The organism is Geminicoccus flavidas (genome assembly GCF_009806515.1).
GTDB lineage: Bacteria > Pseudomonadota > Alphaproteobacteria > Geminicoccales > Geminicoccaceae > Geminicoccus > Geminicoccus flavidus.
In genome coordinates this window covers 1-15688 of sequence record NZ_WUJP01000801.1, presented here as the reverse complement: position 1 = coordinate 15688, position 15688 = coordinate 1, and the positions used below count along the sequence as shown (strand labels likewise).

18 protein-coding genes are annotated in these 15688 nt (G+C 69.3%); 2 read left to right on the top strand and 16 right to left on the bottom strand.

What is annotated here, in order from left to right; translation table 11 throughout:
* Positions 1-1008 (top strand): mandelate racemase/muconate lactonizing enzyme family protein (locus tag EQG76_RS23070; protein ID WP_159716675.1); only part of this gene is annotated, 1008 nt, incomplete at its 5' end.
* On the opposite strand, the gene nhaA is transcribed toward EQG76_RS23070, so the two are convergent.
* From nhaA to EQG76_RS23045, 5 genes are all read right to left on the bottom strand, one after another.
* On the bottom strand, positions 1001-2329 hold the full coding sequence (gene nhaA / locus EQG76_RS23065) for a Na+/H+ antiporter NhaA (RefSeq protein ID WP_159716673.1): 1329 nt from the start codon (positions 2327-2329) through the stop codon (positions 1001-1003). The two genes, EQG76_RS23070 and nhaA, sit on opposite strands and share 8 nt — an antisense overlap.
* Positions 2330-2429: 100 nt before the next feature.
* Positions 2430-2888 carry a 23S rRNA (pseudouridine(1915)-N(3))-methyltransferase RlmH gene (rlmH, locus tag EQG76_RS23060; protein ID WP_159716671.1) on the bottom strand — a complete coding sequence of 153 codons (459 nt, stop codon included), beginning with the start codon at positions 2886-2888 and terminating at the stop codon, positions 2430-2432.
* Positions 2889-2895: 7 nt separating this feature from the next.
* Positions 2896-3249 carry a ribosome silencing factor gene (rsfS, locus tag EQG76_RS23055; RefSeq protein ID WP_159716669.1) on the bottom strand — a complete coding sequence of 118 codons (354 nt, stop codon included), beginning with the start codon at positions 3247-3249 and terminating at the stop codon, positions 2896-2898.
* 20 nt (positions 3250-3269) lie between these two features.
* Positions 3270-3953 carry a nicotinate (nicotinamide) nucleotide adenylyltransferase gene (gene nadD / locus EQG76_RS23050; protein ID WP_159716667.1) on the bottom strand — a complete coding sequence of 228 codons (684 nt, stop codon included), beginning with the start codon at positions 3951-3953 and terminating at the stop codon, positions 3270-3272.
* 61 nt (positions 3954-4014) lie between these two features.
* Entirely contained in the window at positions 4015-4437 is a 423-nt protein-coding gene (locus tag EQG76_RS23045; protein WP_159716665.1) for a DUF983 domain-containing protein, read from the bottom strand.
* A 163-nt stretch (positions 4438-4600) separates the two neighbouring features.
* Here EQG76_RS23045 and EQG76_RS23040 point away from each other — a divergent pair, with 163 nt between their 5' ends.
* Positions 4601-6022 (top strand): aminotransferase-like domain-containing protein, encoded by a 1422-nt coding sequence (locus tag EQG76_RS23040; protein ID WP_159716663.1) that lies wholly within the window; start codon positions 4601-4603, stop codon positions 6020-6022.
* A 16-nt stretch (positions 6023-6038) separates the two neighbouring features.
* Here the strand turns inward: EQG76_RS23040 and EQG76_RS23035 are convergent, their stop codons facing one another.
* From EQG76_RS23035 to EQG76_RS22985, 11 genes are all read right to left on the bottom strand, one after another.
* Complete coding sequence (locus EQG76_RS23035) at positions 6039-6770, bottom strand: anti-sigma factor (protein WP_159716662.1); 732 nt, start codon at positions 6768-6770, stop codon at positions 6039-6041.
* Positions 6770-7336, bottom strand: coding sequence for a sigma-70 family RNA polymerase sigma factor (locus tag EQG76_RS23030; protein WP_159716661.1), 567 nt, complete (start codon positions 7334-7336; stop codon positions 6770-6772). The genes EQG76_RS23035 and EQG76_RS23030 overlap by 1 nt, the downstream gene beginning before the upstream one ends.
* A gap of 105 nt (positions 7337-7441) precedes the next feature.
* Entirely contained in the window at positions 7442-8710 is a 1269-nt protein-coding gene (locus EQG76_RS23025) for a glutamate-5-semialdehyde dehydrogenase (protein ID WP_159716660.1), read from the bottom strand.
* 14 nt (positions 8711-8724) lie between these two features.
* Complete coding sequence (gene proB / locus EQG76_RS23020) at positions 8725-9834, bottom strand: glutamate 5-kinase (RefSeq protein ID WP_159716659.1); 1110 nt, start codon at positions 9832-9834, stop codon at positions 8725-8727.
* Positions 9831-10865 carry a GTPase ObgE gene (gene obgE / locus EQG76_RS23015; protein ID WP_159716658.1) on the bottom strand — a complete coding sequence of 345 codons (1035 nt, stop codon included), beginning with the start codon at positions 10863-10865 and terminating at the stop codon, positions 9831-9833. The genes proB and obgE overlap by 4 nt, the downstream gene beginning before the upstream one ends.
* 76 nt (positions 10866-10941) lie before the next feature.
* Positions 10942-11211 (bottom strand): 50S ribosomal protein L27, encoded by a 270-nt coding sequence (gene rpmA / locus EQG76_RS23010; RefSeq protein ID WP_159716657.1) that lies wholly within the window; start codon positions 11209-11211, stop codon positions 10942-10944.
* Between the two features lie 100 nt (positions 11212-11311).
* Positions 11312-11623, bottom strand: coding sequence for a 50S ribosomal protein L21 (rplU, locus tag EQG76_RS23005; RefSeq protein WP_159716656.1), 312 nt, complete (start codon positions 11621-11623; stop codon positions 11312-11314).
* A 98-nt stretch (positions 11624-11721) separates the two neighbouring features.
* Positions 11722-12804 (bottom strand): c-type cytochrome, encoded by a 1083-nt coding sequence (locus tag EQG76_RS23000; protein WP_159716654.1) that lies wholly within the window; start codon positions 12802-12804, stop codon positions 11722-11724.
* Positions 12801-13421, bottom strand: a complete 621-nt coding sequence (locus EQG76_RS22995; protein WP_159716652.1) for a cytochrome c oxidase assembly protein — start codon at positions 13419-13421, stop codon at positions 12801-12803. Before EQG76_RS22995 ends, EQG76_RS23000 begins: the two co-directional genes overlap by 4 nt.
* Positions 13421-13792 carry a hypothetical protein gene (locus EQG76_RS22990; protein ID WP_235031521.1) on the bottom strand — a complete coding sequence of 124 codons (372 nt, stop codon included), beginning with the start codon at positions 13790-13792 and terminating at the stop codon, positions 13421-13423. Before EQG76_RS22990 ends, EQG76_RS22995 begins: the two co-directional genes overlap by 1 nt.
* A partial coding sequence (locus EQG76_RS22985; RefSeq protein WP_159716648.1) for a cbb3-type cytochrome c oxidase subunit I occupies positions 13792-15688 on the bottom strand: 1897 nt, incomplete at its 5' end. The genes EQG76_RS22990 and EQG76_RS22985, both read right to left, overlap by 1 nt.

The following is a 15688-nucleotide window of genomic DNA, read 5'->3' as shown; positions in this document are numbered from 1 at the left end:
CTGGCGACCGTCCAGCGGATGGGCGAGCTTCTGGAGGGCATGGACCCGCTCGACATCGCGGCGTGCGAGCGGCGCTGCCTGCCGCCCTGGCAGATCGTCCAGAACACTGACGACGCCTCGGTCGCCAAGGCGTTCGGCGCCATCGAGATCGGCCTTTGGGACCTGCGCGGCAAGGCCTGGGGCCAGCCACTTCACCGGCTGCTGGGCGGCAAGGTCCGCGACGCCGTGTCGTTCACCGAGTATTTCGCCTTCCGCGAAGGCCGCGAGGCCGGGCCGGAGGCGGTGGTAGACCATTGCCTGGCGATGCGCGAGGCGCACGGCAGCACCCTGTTCGAGGGCAAGCTGATCCAGGGCGACCCACTCCTGGAGATCCGGACCGTGCGGCTTCTGCGCCAGGCACTGGGGCCGGAGCCGACCATCCGGCTCGATTCCAACATGCAGTGGTCGCTGCCGACCGCGATCCGAATCCTGCGCGAGATCGAGCCCTTCGACATCCGCAACTACGAGGACCCGGTCGCGACTTTCGAGGAGATCGCCGCCTTGCGCCGCCATTCCTCGATCCGCTTCTCCAGCCACGTGCCGGACCTGCGCAGGGCGGTGGCACTGGGCGCGCCGGATGCCATCGTGGTCAACTTCGCCGTGCTAGGCGGGATCGCCCGGGCGATACGCTTCATCGGTGCCTGCGAGGCGATGGGCGTCGATTTCTGGTGCTATTCGGGCGACACGGGCGTGTGCACTGCCGCTTATCTCCACGTCTCCGCGGCGATGCCCTGGATTCGCGAGCCGTCCCAGTCACTGTTCCGCTGGCAGGTGGGCGACGTGATCGAGGGCGGGCCGTTTCGGCAGAAGAACGATGTCGTACGAGTGCCGGACGGGCCGGGCCTGGGAGTCTGCCTGGACCACGAGGCGCTGACCTGCTGGCACCGCCATTTCGTGGACCATGGGCCGCTGGACCATTTCCACGATCCCGCGGCCCCTGGCTGGATGCGGCGCCTGCCGCTCAGGTGAGGCTGGACGATGCCGGGGCGGGCACCGGCGCCGGCGTGGCCGGCAGGATCCAGCGCAGCCAGGCCAGGCCCAGGAAGGCCGCCACCACCGAGGCGCACAGCACACCCAGCTTGATCTCGTCCAACATGACCGGGTCCGGGAAGGCCAAGTCGGCGATGAACAGGGACATGGTGAAGCCGATCGCGCCCAGAAGGCCCATGCCGAATAGGGCGCGCAGGTCCATCTCCGGCGGCAGCCGGTAGAGCCTCAGCCAGGCTCCCAGCATGACCGCGCCGACGATCCCGACGGGCTTGCCGACCAGCAGGCCCAGGAACACGGCGAGGGTGCCGATCCCGATCTCCAGCGTGCCGCCAGTGACGTTCACCCCGGCATTGAACAGGGCGAAGACCGGCATGATCAGGAAGGCGACATAGGGCTGGAGCTTGTGCTCGAAATTGTGCAGCGGGCTGCGCCGCTCCTCGATCAGCGCCTCCAGGGAGTGGAGCTCGACCTCGATGCGCTCTGGGCTGCCGGAGAGCCTGGGAGTCAGTGCCTCCCCCAGTGCCGTGGCATCCGGCACCTGGCGCAGCGGCACGGTGAAGGCCATCAGCACACCGGCGATGGTGGCATGCACGCCGGACTTCAGCATGGCGTACCAGGCGATCGCCCCCAGCACGACGAAGACGATCGGCCGGCCGCCGCCCTGGCGGCCATAGGCCGCTGCCAGCAAGCAGGTGGCGAGCGAGATCACCAGCGGCAGGACCGCCACGTCGGGGGTGTAGAACAGGGCGATCACGATGACGGCACCCAGGTCGTCGACGATCGCGAAGGCCAGGAGGAACACCTTCAGCCCATAGGGCACCCGGTTGCCGATCAGTGCCAGCACGCCCACCGCGAACGCGATGTCGGTCGCCATCGGCACGCCCCAGCCGGGGGCATAGGCGGTGCTGCCGGCGATCAGGACATAGATCAGTGCCGGGCCGACCATGCCGCCCAGGGCGCCCATTACCGGCAGGGCGGCGCGCGCCCAGCCGCGCAGCTCGCCGGCCACCAGCTCGCGCTTGATCTCGAGCCCGACCACGAAGAAGAACAGCGCCATCAGGAAGTCGTTGACCCAGTGGGCCAGCGACTTGTCGACGCCCACCCCGGCGATGGTCGCGGTGGTCTGGGCGTGCTTCATCGCTTCATAGGCCGGGGCGAACGGAGAATTGGCCCACAGGAAGGCCAAGCCTGCCGCAGCGATCAGGACGGCACCGCCGGCACTCGCGGTCTCGAAGAAACGCCGAAACGGCAGGATGATCTGCCGACGAATAGAAGAAGCTGCTGCTGCTGGTGCTGCCATCGGGTCGTCCTGAAGATCGCGGATGTCCAATCCCAGCGGGAATGGCCAAGCTCGCCGGCAAGGGCAAGCAAAACCGGCCAGGGCGAGGCCGATCTTCATTTCAGGAACGGTGGTAGGGATGGCCGGACAGGATGGTGGTGGCCCGGTAGATCTGCTCGGCGAGCATCACCCGCACCAGCATGTGCGGCCAGGTCATGCTGCCGAAGGCGAGCTTCAGGTCGGCGCGCTCCAGGACCGCCCGGCCGTGGCCGGCAGCACCGCCGATCAGGAAGGCCAGGTCGCGCACCCCCTGATCACGCCAGCTCCCCAGCCGCCCGGCGAAGGCGACGCTGTCGAACTGGCGGCCATGCTCGTCCAGCGCCACCACCGTGGCGCCCTGGGGAACCTTGGCCAGCAGCAGACGCGCCTCATCGTCCTGTCGGGCAGGGTCCTCGGCAGGGCGGCGGCTCTCGACCTCGACCAGGGGCGCGAGCATCGGGCAGCGCTGACGATAGGCTTCGACCAGGCTCTCGATCGCCGGGTCGCGGTTGCGCCCGACCGCCAGGATGACGGCACGCACCGGCTGGTCAGCCGGGCGAGACGGCCAGACGCTTGGGTGCCTCCACCGACCAGAGCTTCTCGATGTCGTAGAAGCTGCGCGTCTCGGGCTTGAACAGATGGACGATCACGTCGCCGGCATCGATCAGCACCCAGTCCGAGGCACCCAGCCCCTCGCCGGACACGTTCTTGTAGCCGTGGTCCTTCAGGCTCTGCAGCAGCTTCTCCGCCATTGAGGAGATATGCCGCTGCGAGGTCCCCGACGCGACTACCATCCAGTCGGCGATCGAGGTCTTGCCCGCCAGATCGACGACGACCGGGTCAACCGCCTTGTCGTCGTCGAGCGACTTCGTGATGAAGTCGAGGAGGTCGGTCGCTGCCATGCCTCCATTGCCTGCGGTGGCTATGTGAAATTCTCCTGGCTCGCCGCCTTCCGCTCGCCACGGATCGCCGTGGACGAGGCCGGATGCAGCCGATGATGCAACAAGACCCATGCCGGAGCCGGCAGGTCGACTAGGCGATGCGCCTGCCGCTCATCGATCCGAGCGGCGGCGAAGCGCCGGGCCACCAGTCCTGTTCCAGCACGCTCAAGATATGGTGCGCGTGCCAGCACCGCAACCGGGCAGGCGTGCAGCAGGCGCAGCCAATGCTTCCAGCGTGGCAGTTGCAGCAGATTGTCCGCACCGATGAGCCAGACATAACGCCGGTTGCCCCGCCGGTTCAGGCGGGCCACCGTGTCGGCCGAGTATTGCAGCCCGTGCCGCTCCTCGTAGTCGCTCACCTCGATGCGCGGGTCCGCCTGCGCGACTTGGCGCGCCGAGGCGAAGCGCTCGCTGAACGGCGCCATGCCGCGGCGCTCCTTCAACGGGTTCTGCGGCGAGACCAGCCAGACGACGCGGTCCAGGCCCAGACGGCGCAGCGCCTCCTGGCTGGCGTGCAGATGCCCGGCATGAGCCGGATTGAACGAGCCGCCGAACAGGCCAACGCGGGCCTGCACGGGCAGGGTCGGGCCCGGGGCAGGGTGCACGGGCTGCTTCAGGTCGATCCGGGCGACCGGGCGGCGGGGAAAGGTCTGATCCAGGGGCATGGCGCGCCGAACAGGGCCGGGGCCGGCAACGGAGCCGATCCGATGCCCGGGCGCAAGGTCTTCAGTCCTTCGGATCCCGGTCGGTCACCAGCCGCGCCTCCTCGGCCTTGTAGAAATATTGCGAGCACACCAGCCAGCCCTTGAACGGCCGGAGCAGCGCCATGCAGGCCAGCACCGCAAACGGGAAGGTCACCACCAGGTGAAGCCAGTAGGGTGCGTCGAAGGCGAGATCCAGCCAGACCGCCAGCACCAGGGCCGGGATGCCCACGATCGACATAGCGAAGAAGGCCGGGCCGTCGGCGGGATCGGCGAAGGAATAGTCCAGCCCGCATACCTCGCAGCGATCACGCAGCGTCAGCAAGCCCCGGAACAGGTGGCCCTGCTGGCAGCGCGGGCAGCGCCCGCGAATACCGGTGCGCATCGGGCTGGTGGTCTCGTGCCATGGGCCGCCGCTGCCATGGGTGTTGGGGGCGGTCGCCTGCATGGGATGGATCCTTTCCTTTCGTTCCACGGCAATGTATGCATGCGATGCGCAAGCCATACAAGTTGCCTACAATGGGCCAGATATAACCGTACATGTCGCTGCCGCCAATCGCGGCCCGTCCGGGAAGCCGCCGGGCGCGACCATCTGTCATGGACGATCCGCGATGCATGAGAAGACTGCTGGCGCCGGCGACGTTCCCTGGCGGCCGGAACTGTCGGCAGGCGAGGGCGGCAAGGCTGCCGGCATCGTGGCGGCACTGATCGCGGCGCTGCGCTCGGGCCGGCTGCGGCCTGGCGACCGGCTGCCGCCGCAGCGCCGGCTGGCCCAGGAGCTGGGCGTCGACCTCACCACGGTGATGCGCGGCTTCCGCCTGGCGCGGGAGCGCGGCCTGGTGGTAGGCCGCGCAGGGCAGGGCAGCTTCGTCGCCGAGGGAGCGCTCGCGGCACTGGGCCCGGCTGTTCCGACACTTGCGGCTCCGGTCGACCTCAGCATGAACTCGCCGCCCCAGCCGGCCGCCGCCCGGTTGGGGGCGCGGATCGGGCAGGGCATCGCCGCCATGCTGTCGGACCGCTCGGGATTGGCGCGGCTGCATTACGGCGAGAGCGGCGGCAGCCCTGGTGACCGGGCGGTGGCAGCACAGCTCCTGGAACCGCGGCTGGGGCCGCTTCCGCCGGAGCGGGTGGTGCTGGCGAGCGGCAGCCAGAGCGCGCTCCATGCTTTGTGCGCCCTGCTGCTCCGGCCGGGCGACCAGCTCCTGTGCGGCGAGTTCACCTATCCGGGCCTGATTGCGGTCGCCGCCCGCCACGGCGTCCGCCTGGTACCTTTGGCAATGGACAGGGCGGGGATCTTGCCTGAGGCCCTGACGCAGCGATTGCGGGCGCTCCGGCCGAAGGCGCTCTACCTGATCCCGTCCGCCGACAATCCGACCGCGGCGACGCTGCCCCTGGAGCGGCGTGCACGACTGGCCGAGATCACCGCGGAGCATGGCATCGCGATCATCGAGGACGATGCCTATGGCATGCTCCAGGAGGCGGACCTGCCGCCGATGGCCCGGCTCGTGCCGGAGCGGACATGGCATGTGGCCACCTTGTCCAAGTGCGCCACGCCGGCGCTCCGCACCGCGCTCGTCGCGGCACCCTCGGGGACCGAAGCCGACCGCCTAGTCCAGATGCTGCGCGCCACCTGCCTGATGCCGCCGCCGCTGATGACCGGCCTAGCGATGCGCTGGAGCGAGGACGGCAGCCTCCTGGCGATCCGCGATGCGATCCGGGCGGAGAACCGGGCGCGCCAGCATCTGGCGGCCGACATGCTTGCAGCGTTCAGGCCGGCCGCCGACCCGGCCTGCCCGCATCTCTGGCTACGGCTGCCGGAGGGCTGGCGGGCCGACATTTTCACGGGCGAGGCAGGGAGACTCGGCCTGTCGGTGACGCCCGGCGACGCGTTCGCGGTCGGAGCGCCGGCCATCGAAGCGGTGCGGGTGTCGCTGGGGGTGCCGGATGATCGGGCAGCACTGGCTGAGGCACTCGTCCGCCTGCGTCGGCTGCTGGAGCGGCAGCCGGCAGCGGCCGGCCGACCAGTGATCTGAGCCGTGCGGCAGTGGTTCAAGGCTGGTAGGGGACGATCCGGCCCTGCTGGACCACCGGCCCGGTCGGCCGACCGGTCGGCGAGCCGCCTGCCGGCTCCAGGCTGACCGCCAGCATGGCACCGCCGCCGATGCCGGCCATGTGCTCCGCCGGCAGCGCCATAGCCATCCGCGCGTCCGGGTTGAGCACGCCCAGCGAGACCGGTACCGGGCTGCCCGCGGGGATCAGCCAGAGCTCCGGCACCAGCTCGCCATCGCTCATCCGGCCGACCGGATCGATCGACACCGCACCGGAGGCGGGGTCCGCGCTCACCAGCCACATCGGGTTGCCGCCAGGATCGTCCAGGATCGCGATATAGGCCGCACCCGACCCCTGGGGCAGCGGGCGCACCAGCAAGAGGCCGCCGAACGCCACGGCCAGCAGGACACCGCCGAAGGCCAGGCCGCGCCACAGCGACAGGTTGTTCCAGATCCGGCGGTGCAGCGGCACGAACACCTTGCCGCGCGCCGGGCGGCCCTGGCGCTGAATGGAGCGCTCGATGCGCTCCAGCAGTGCCGCCGGCGGCTCGACCGGCTCGATCAGGCCGATCAGCGGCGCCAGGCGGCGCTGCCACCACGCCATCCTGGCCTGGGCCAGCCGGTCGTTGCGCAGCCGCATCTCGAACCGCATCCGCTCGACCGGCGGCAGCGTGCCCAGGACGAACTCAGCAGCGTCCAGGTCCAGCTCGTCGGGGGGATCGTCGTCGGGCATCATGCGTCGAGGCAGGTACGCAGGCGGGCCAGGCTGCGCCGGATCCAGCTTTTGACCGTGCCGAGCGGCTGGCCCAGCCGCTCGGCCAGCTCCTCATGGCTCCAGCCATCGGCGAACGCCATGACCAGGCAGCGCCGGTGCAGCGGCTCCAGCTGGCCCAGGCAGTGGACCAGCGACAGCCGGTCGGCGGCGCTGACCCCCGGCACGGCATCGATCCGCTCCAGTAGGTCTCCGTCCTCGTCGGCGTCGAGGCTGGCGACGACCCGCTCCCGGCCAGCCTTGCGCAGATGGTTGATAGCACTGTTGCGCAGGATGGTGATCATCCAGCCGATCGCCGCGCCCTTGGCCGGATCATAGTGGTCTGCGTGCCACCACACCCGGAGGAAGGCATCATGCAGCGTATCCTCGGCGAGCTCTCGGCGGCGCACGATCCGCAGGGCGGCCCCCAGCAGCCTGGGTGCGGTAGCGGCATAGAGTTTCCGAAACGCTTCGGCATCCCGCCGCCCGACCTGTACCAGCAGGTCATTCAGCAGTTCAGGGCTATCGTCGGCGTCCTTCGACACCATGAGGTCTGCCGTGCGCATCTGCACAACAGATAGGTCGGCGCCACCCGGCAGCCAAGCGGCGACCTGAACTCATCTCAGGGATGTGTCGACCGGCACGGCAGCGGTTCAGCCCGGCCGGCACTGGCCGCTGCCGCGGACCTGGTACTTGTAGGTGACGAGTTGCTCCAGCCCGACCGGGCCGCGAGCATGGAGGCGGCCGGTCGCGATGCCGATCTCGGCGCCGAAGCCGAACTCGCCGCCATCGGCATACTGGGTTGAGGCGTTGTGCGTGACGATGGCGCTGTCGATCTCGGCCAGGAACCGCTCGGCCGCATCCGCGTCGCGTGCGACGATGCAGTCGGTGTGGTGGCTGCCATAGGTGTTCACATGGCTGATCGCCTCGTCCAGGCCGGCCACGACCTTCACCGCCAGCACCGCATCCAGGAACTCGGTGCTCCAGTCCGCCTCGTCGGCCGGCTGGCCGTTCGGCCAGATCGCCAGGGTCTCGGCGCAGCCATGGATTTCGCAGCCCTTGGCCGCCAGCCTGTCCAGGATCGGCGGGAGCAGCCGGGCGGCCGCTGCGCGGTCGACCAGCAGGGTCTCGGTGGCGCCGCACACGCCGGTGCGCCGGAGCTTGGCGTTCAGCACCAGCTCCAGCGCCATCTGCGGGTCGGCGCTAGCGTGCAGGTAGGTGTGGTTGTTGCCGTCCAGATGGGCGAACACCGGCACTCGGCTCTCCGCCTGGACCCGCGCCACCAGCGACTTGCCGCCGCGCGGGACGATCACGTCGACATGCTGACTTGCTGCCAGCAAGGCACCCACCGCGGCGCGGTCGGTGGTCGGGATCATCTGGACGGCATCGGCGGGCAGGCCCGTCTTGGCGATCGCCTCGGCGATGATCGCGTGGATGGCGCGCGAGGAGTGGAAGCTGTCCGAGCCGCCGCGCAGAATCACGGCATTGCCGGCCTTCAGGCACAAGGCCGCGGCATCGGCGGTGACGTTCGGCCGGCTCTCGTAGATCACGCCGACCACACCCAGCGGCACGGCCACGCGCGCGATGTCCAGGCCGTTCGGACGGCGCCAGCGGGCGAGTTCCCGGCCGACCGGATCCTCCAGGGCGGCCACCACCTCCAGGCCCGCGGCCATGGCCTCGATCCGCTCAGTGGTGAGCAGGAGACGGTCGAGCAGGGCGCGGCTGAGGCCCGCCGTGCGGCCGGCCTCCATGTCCTTCCCATTGGCCTCAAGCAACGCCGCCTGACCGGCGCGCAAGGCGGCCGCGGCGTCGAGCAGGGCCTGGTCCTTGGCCGCGCGCGGGGCCAGGGCTAGGACAGCGGCGGCATCCTTGGCCCGGCGGCCGATGCGCTGGACCAGGTCGACCATCTCGCTCTCGGCCATTGCCACAAGCTCCCTTACAGCAGCACCAGATCGTCGCGGTGGATGAGCACGTCGCGGCCACGATAGCCCAAGGTGCGCTCGATGTCCTCGCTGCGCAGGCCGGCGATGCGCTGGGCATCGCCTGCGTCATAGGCGACCAAGCCCTTGGCCAGGTCGCGGCCGTCGAGGGAACGCACCAGCACGGCATCGCCGCGCTCGAACCTGCCTTCCACCGCACGCACGCCGGCCGGCAGCAGCGAGCGGCCCTGGAGCAGGGCCTGCAGCGCGCCCTCGTCCACGGTGATGACGCCGGTGACACCCAGCGATGCCGCGATCCAGTGCTTGCGGGCGCCGTGCGGGCTGGCCCTGGCAACGAAGCGGGTGCAGCGCCCGCCGTTTTCGATCGCGCGCAGGGGGTGCAGGCCCTCGCCCTTGGCGAGCACGACCGAGCAGCCGGCATGGTTGGCGATCTTCGCCGCCACCAGCTTGCTGACCATGCCGCCCGTGCCAACCGCGGAGCCCACGCCGCCCGCCATCGCCTCGATCTCGGGCGTGATGTCCTCCACCAGCGGGACATGACGTGCGTCCGGGTCGCGACGCGGGTCAGCGGTATAGAGGCCGTCTACGTCGGACAGGAGCACCAGCGTCTCGGCGGAGGCCATCACCGCGACGCGGGCGGACAGCCGGTCATTGTCGCCGAAGCGGATCTCGGTGGTGCCGACCGTGTCGTTCTCGTTGACCACCGGCACCGCACCCTGGGCCAGGAGCGCGGCCACGGTCGAGCGGGCGTTCAGGTAGCGCCGGCGCGATTCGGTGTCGTCCAGGGTCAGGAGGATCTGGGCCGCGGTCAGGTGCTGCTTGCCCAGGCTCTCGGCCCAGGCCGCCGCCCAGCGGATCTGCCCCACCGCCGCCGCGGCCTGCTTCTGCTCGAGCGGCAGGGCGCCCGCCGGCAGGCCCAGGACCGGGCGGCCAAGCGCGATGGCGCCGGAGCTCACCACGATCACCTCGGTGCCGGCAGAGCGCAGCCGGGCCAGATCGGCGCTGAGCGAATCCAGCCATTCCCGGCGAGGCTGGCCGTCCGCGCTCACCAGGAGCGAGCTGCCCACCTTGACCACCAGGCGGCGGGCGGAAAGCGGCGAGGTCACGAGACCTCCAGCACGTTCTTCCTGGCTTCGGCCTCGGCGGCGCGTCTGGCCTTGACCAGCTCGAAGGCGCGCAGCAGCACCGGCCGCACGTTCTCGCCGGTGGCGGCCGAGATCAGCATCGGGTCCTGGCCGCAGGCTTCGGCCAAGCTCTTCGCCTTGCGGCGCAGCTGCTCCCTGGTCAGGGCATCGACCTTGTTCAGGCAGACGATCTCGGGCTTGTCCGCCAGACCATGGCCGTAGAGCTCCAACTCCTTGCGGATGGTCCTGTAGGCCTGGACGATCCGGCTCTGGGTGCCGTCCACCAGATGGATGAGCACGCCGCAGCGCTCGACATGGCCGAGGAAGCGATCCCCTAAGCCCGCACCCTCCGAGGCACCCTCGATCAGCCCCGGAATGTCCGCAAGGACGAAGGCCTCGTGGTCGATCACGATCGTGCCGAGCTTGGGCTCCATCGTGGTGAAGGGATAGTCCGCGATCTTTGGCCGGGCGCGCGAGGAGGCGGCCAGGAAGCTGGACTTGCCGGCATTGGGCAGGCCCACCAGCCCGGCATCAGCAAGCAGCTTCAGCTCCAGCCAGACCCAGCGCTCCTCGCCGGGCCAGCCTGGCTCGAACCGCCTGGGTGCGCGGTTGGTCGAGGTCTTGAAATGGGTGTTGCCGCGCCCGCCGTCGCCCCCTTTGCACAAGGTCACCGTCTGGCCATCCTCGACCAGGTCAGCGATCACGGTCTCCTTGTCCTCGGCCAGGATCCGCGTGCCGACCGGCACCTTCAGGACCAAGTCGTTGCCGGCCTTGCCGTGGCGGTTGGCACCCATGCCGTGGCCGCCGCGCTCGGCGCGGAAGTGCTGGCTGTAGCGGTAGTCGATCAGCGTGTTGAGGTCGGCGGTGGCGACCACGATCACCGAGCCGCCCCTGCCGCCATCGCCGCCGTTCGGCCCGCCTTCGGGAATGAATTTCTCGCGGCGGAACGATGCGCTGCCCGCCCCGCCATGGCCGGACTGGACGTAGATCTTGGCGCTGTCGAGAAAGCGCATCGTCGTTCTTCCAATGCGAAAACGGCCGGGGGAGACCCCGGCCGTCACGTCATCTCATCGATGGGAAGAGCCGGAGTTACTCGGCAGCTTCCTGGGTCGGGACCACCGAGATGTACTTGCGGCCCTTCGGTCCATCGTGGAACTTCACCTGCCCGTCCTGGGTGGCGAAGATCGTGTAGTCGCGGCCGAGGCCCACACCCTTGCCGGGGTGCCACTTGGTGCCGCGCTGACGGACGATGATGTTGCCAGCGAGGACGGCCTCGCTGCCGAACTTCTTCACGCCGAGGCGCTGACCGGCCGAGTCGCGACCGTTCCGCGAAGAGCCACCGGCCTTTTTATGCGCCATGGGATGTCTCCACTGCTGAAATCGTCGCCGAACAAGCCGGAAACGACGCTCGTTGTCCAAATGGGCAGGTGCCCGCGAATTCTCAAGAAGGCCGGGCCGCTCAGGCCGCGACGATCTCCTGGATGCGCAGCACGGTCTTCAACTGGCGATGGCCGGTCCGGCGGCGATAATGCTTCCGGCGGCGCTTCTTGAAGACGATGATCTTATCGTCCTTGTCCTGCTCCAGGACGGTCGCCGTCACCTTGGCGCCCGCGACCAGCGGGGAACCGACGACGGGAGAGTCACCACCGACCATCAGGACTTCAGTGAGCTCAACGGTTGCACCGGCTTCTGCGGGCAGCAGTTCGACGCGGATCACCTCGTTGGGGGTCACGCGGTACTGCTTGCCGCCGGTCTTGACGACTGCGTACATGGGACGAAGATCCTGAGGTCGGAATGTACCGAACAACACGGCACGCCGGGTAGGGGTACCCGGACGGTCCGCGGACAATACTTGCGGTCGCTGAAATGTCAACGTGTCGCTGCGGCCTGCGGCGCGGCCGGCAGCGAGGCATAATAGGCGGTGACTGCCTCGATGTCTTCCGGCGTGAGGCCCGGCACGACCTTGGCCATCAGCCGGGCATAGGGGCCGCCGCCGCGCGAGCCGGCCTTGAACAGATGGAGCTGCTCCTCGAGATACCACGCCGCCTGGCCGTCCAGCTCGGGAAAGGCCGGATTCCGCCCGGGCTGGTCGCCATGGCAGCGCTGGCAGGCCGGGACCCTTTCATCCGGAAGCCCCTCCGTCGCGATCTTCTCCCCGTGCGCCAGGAGGCCCGCCACGCGTTCGCTGGGCTCAGGCGCCGGCGGGCGCTGGCCGGCATAGTAGGCCGATACCCTGGCAATGGCGTCGGGGGTCAGACCTGCCGCGGCAAAGCGCATGATGCCGCTCTGCCGTGTGCCATTGGCGAACGCCTGGAGCGTGTCGCGCAGATAGGCCTCGGGCAGGCCGCCGATCACCGGGAAGGCGCCGTCGTCGGTGCCGCCATCGGACCCGTGGCAGCGTGCACAGTAGGCCAGCACCGGATCGGATTCGCCTTCCGGCGGCAGATCAGTGCCGAAGGCCAGGTCGCGATAGGTGGCGGCTTCCATCCTGGGCAAGGCGCGCAGGAAGGACACCATCGCCCAGACCTCGTCGGCACGTTTCGGCGCGATCCAGGCAGGCATGCCGGTGAACTTCACGCCCTGCTGGACGATCACGAACAGCTCGGCCGGGCTCCAGATCTCGGCCGAGTGGTCCAGAGGTGGCGGCGGCGGGGTCATCCGGTCGGACAGAGGCGGCCGGCCGCGCAGGGGCGAGCCGTGGCAGAACGCGCAGCTCGCCTCGAAATGGCCGGCCGCTCGGCGGATCTGCCAGGGCTCATCCAGCTCGAGCGGCTCCTCCACCGTCAGGGCGGCGGTCTCGACTGACTGCTCCATCGCCCAGTGCAGGACGAGGTCGGTGATCTTCCAGTGGCCGGAGCTGGCGCCGATGCCGATCATGCCCGACCAGGCTAGGAGCAGCCCGGCGAGCGCCAGCAGGACCAGGCCCAGCAGCCCCTGTCGCCAGGTGATCATGAGGCACTCCCGCGCCAGCCGGCCGGCGTGCGGAACAGCCGGGCCATCAGGAAGAGGCCGCCTGAGAGATAGGACGCGCCGCCCACCAGCAGCATGACGATGCCGCCCAGCTGCTGGTCGGCCAGGCCATGGTCGCCGCCATGGCCGAACAGGGGGCGATGAGCGAAGGCGAGCAGGGCGCCCAGCAGGGTCATGTGGATGGAGGTGAACAGGAGGCCGAGCGTGCCCAGCAGGCTGCGCCCGGTCCGCTCCTTGGCGGCAAAGCCCAGGCAGGCGATCCAGACCAGCAGGCCGGACAGGAGGAAGCAGGCCTGCTCCAGGACGAACCAGGGCGTGGAGTGGCGCGCCGCCTCGTGGAGGACCGGCGCGTGCCAGGCCCAGACGGCGATCAGCTCGACCAACGAGGCAGGCAGGGGGCCGAACAGGATCGGCCGGCCGGGCGAGGGGTCGAAGCGGGTGCCGGCGATGGCGGCCGCGAGCAGCGGTGCCGCCACGGCCACCACCGCCATGTGGATCGTCATGTGCGCCGCAAACGAATGGCCGGCCATGGCAGGCAGGGGACCCAGCCAGGCAAAAGCGAGCACCAGGAGACCCGGCAGGAGGAACGGCCAACGCATCAGCGGCAGTCCGCGATGAACAGAGCGGGCAGGGCTACGAACACCACGCCCACCAGGCTCAGGCAGCTGAGCAGGAAGGTGGAGATGCCCAGGAACTGCTCGCGGTCGTCATCCGACGGGTCGTCATAGGGCGGCAGTTCGGAACTAGGGCGCCAGTGGCGGTAGGCCTTCCAACCGGCCAGCACGATCAGGAGGGCCGCCACCGCGGTCGCAGCACCGATCGCGATCTGGATCGGGCGGAGATCGGCGGCAAGTCCGGACTTGGCGCAGATCACCGCGGCGGTGACGTAGCAGAACAGGAAATGCAGCGCCCAGATCGTCGGCGGGGCGATCAGGAACCAGAGATTGGCCTTGTCCCCGAAGCGCAGCATCATCCGCCTCCCACGGCCAGGGGGAACAGGGCGGTTACCAGGGCGGTCGTCAGCGCGGTGATGGTGGCGAAGTGCCAGTAGAGCGTGACGTTCTGCAGGTCGATGTCATGGCGGGCCGACAGCTTGCCGGCGAGGCTCCGGGCAACGCAGTAGCCCTGCATCAGCACGCCCACGCCCAGATGCACCGCCGTCCAGATCGCCAGCACCCAGACGGTGGCGTCATAGGAATCGCGAGTGGGCTCGAGCCCGGTGACATAGGGTGCCCAGAGGATGGCGGCACCGGAGCAAAGGGCGGCGAAGGCCGAGGCCATCACCATGAGCAGGGCCTTGAGCTCGTGGCCCGACCGATTGCGGGTGCGCGCCAGCAGCATCAGCCCCCAGGCGAGCAGGGCCAGAACCGCGGCCAGCGTCGGGTAGAGCTGGCCCGGCCCCGTGACGTCGGGCGGCGGGAAGTCCGGCCGGATCGTCCAGTAGAAGAAGTAAGCGAACACCAGGCTGCCGAACGCGGTGCCGTCGCCCACCATGGTGATGAACATGGCCCACCAGCCGACCGAGCTGGGGCCTGAGCTGTAGAGCGGCAGGACCGTGCCGAGGCCGGCATCCTTTTCCCGCTTCTCCGGGATCATCGAGGTGCCGGTCCACAGCCAGACCATGATCACGCCGATGCCGATCACGCCGGACAGGATGGTGGTGACCCACCAGTGGAAGGTGGCGGCGATGAACGAGCCGCCCACGAAGACGGCGGCCAGCATCGGCAGGAAGGAATTGCCCGGCAGGCGCAGGACCTGGAGCGGCTCGGCATCGAGCACGGTGGTGACCATGGTCTCGCGCTTTTCCTCCTCGGCATCAGGAAGAAAGAAGCGGCCTTGCTGGATCTTCTCGGCCAGATCCGGCTGGTCCCACAAGGGGTAGCGGCTCTCGATGACCGGCACGCTGCGGATGCCCCAGGGGCTTTCCGGGTCGCCCTCGGCCCATTCCAGCGTGCCGGCGTTCCAGGGGTTTTTCGGCGCCTTGGGCTTCCAGGCGAGCGGGCGCACCAGGTCCCAGGTGAGCACCAGCACGCCGGCCGCCATCACGAAGGCGCCGAGGGTGGAGACCAGGTTGAGCAGGTCGAAGCCCAGCCCCTCAGGATAGGTGAAGACCCGGCGCGGCATGCCGCGCAGGCCGGTGAAGTGCATGGGCAGGAAGGCGATGTTGAAGCCGGTGAACATCAGCCAGAACGCCCATTTACCCAGGCGGTCGGACAGCATCCGGCCCATCACGAAGGGGTAGAAGTAGTACACCCCGGCGATCAGCGGGAAGAACATCCCGCCGATCAGGGTGTAGTGCAGGTGGGCAACCACGAAATAGCTGTCATGCGCCTGCCAGTCGAACGGGGCGAGCGCCACCATCACGCCGGTCAGGCCGCCGAACACGAAGATCGCCAGCGCGCCCGTGGCGTAGAGCATGGGGATGGCGAACACGACCCGGCCGACCAGCATGGTCGCGACGAACACGAAGATCTGCACGCCGGTGGGGATCGCCACCGCCTCCGACGCGGCGGAGAAGAACCCTTGTGAGACGATCGGCAGGCCGGTCGTGAACATGTGGTGGGCCCAGAGACCGAAGCTCAAAAAGCCCGTGCCGACCGCGGCCAGCACGATCCAGCCATAGCCCACAATCGGGCGCTGGGCGAAGGTCGGCACGATCATGGCGAGGAGTGCGATGGACGGCAGGAAGATGATGTAGACCTCGGGGTGGCCGAAGATCCAGAACAGGTGCTGCCAGAGAATCGGGTCGCCGCCGCGGGCCGGGTCGAAGAACGGCCAGTTAAACAGCCGCTCCATCTCGAACAGGATGTCGCCCGCGATCAGTGGCGGGAAGGCGAACAGGATCATGCCGGCCACGATCAGCACG

Coding starts and splice junctions, on each gene's coding strand:
- nhaA (WP_159716673.1), bottom strand. CDS start 2,329: ATGGCAGCACCAGCAGCAGCAGCTTCTTCTATTCGTCGGCAGATCATC.
- rsfS (WP_159716669.1), bottom strand. CDS start 3,249: ATGGCAGCGACCGACCTCCTCGACTTCATCACGAAGTCGCTCGACGAC.
- nadD (WP_159716667.1), bottom strand. CDS start 3,953: ATGCCCCTGGATCAGACCTTTCCCCGCCGCCCGGTCGCCCGGATCGAC.
- EQG76_RS23045 (WP_159716665.1), bottom strand. CDS start 4,437: ATGCAGGCGACCGCCCCCAACACCCATGGCAGCGGCGGCCCATGGCAC.
- EQG76_RS23040 (WP_159716663.1), top strand. CDS start 4,601: ATGCATGAGAAGACTGCTGGCGCCGGCGACGTTCCCTGGCGGCCGGAA.
- EQG76_RS23035 (WP_159716662.1), bottom strand. CDS start 6,770: ATGCCCGACGACGATCCCCCCGACGAGCTGGACCTGGACGCTGCTGAG.
- EQG76_RS23030 (WP_159716661.1), bottom strand. CDS start 7,336: ATGGTGTCGAAGGACGCCGACGATAGCCCTGAACTGCTGAATGACCTG.
- EQG76_RS23025 (WP_159716660.1), bottom strand. CDS start 8,710: ATGGCCGAGAGCGAGATGGTCGACCTGGTCCAGCGCATCGGCCGCCGG.
- obgE (WP_159716658.1), bottom strand. CDS start 10,865: ATGCGCTTTCTCGACAGCGCCAAGATCTACGTCCAGTCCGGCCATGGC.
- rpmA (WP_159716657.1), bottom strand. CDS start 11,211: ATGGCGCATAAAAAGGCCGGTGGCTCTTCGCGGAACGGTCGCGACTCG.
- rplU (WP_159716656.1), bottom strand. CDS start 11,623: ATGTACGCAGTCGTCAAGACCGGCGGCAAGCAGTACCGCGTGACCCCC.
- EQG76_RS23000 (WP_159716654.1), bottom strand. CDS start 12,804: ATGATCACCTGGCGACAGGGGCTGCTGGGCCTGGTCCTGCTGGCGCTC.
- EQG76_RS22995 (WP_159716652.1), bottom strand. CDS start 13,421: ATGCGTTGGCCGTTCCTCCTGCCGGGTCTCCTGGTGCTCGCTTTTGCC.
- EQG76_RS22990 (WP_235031521.1), bottom strand. CDS start 13,792: ATGCTGCGCTTCGGGGACAAGGCCAATCTCTGGTTCCTGATCGCCCCG.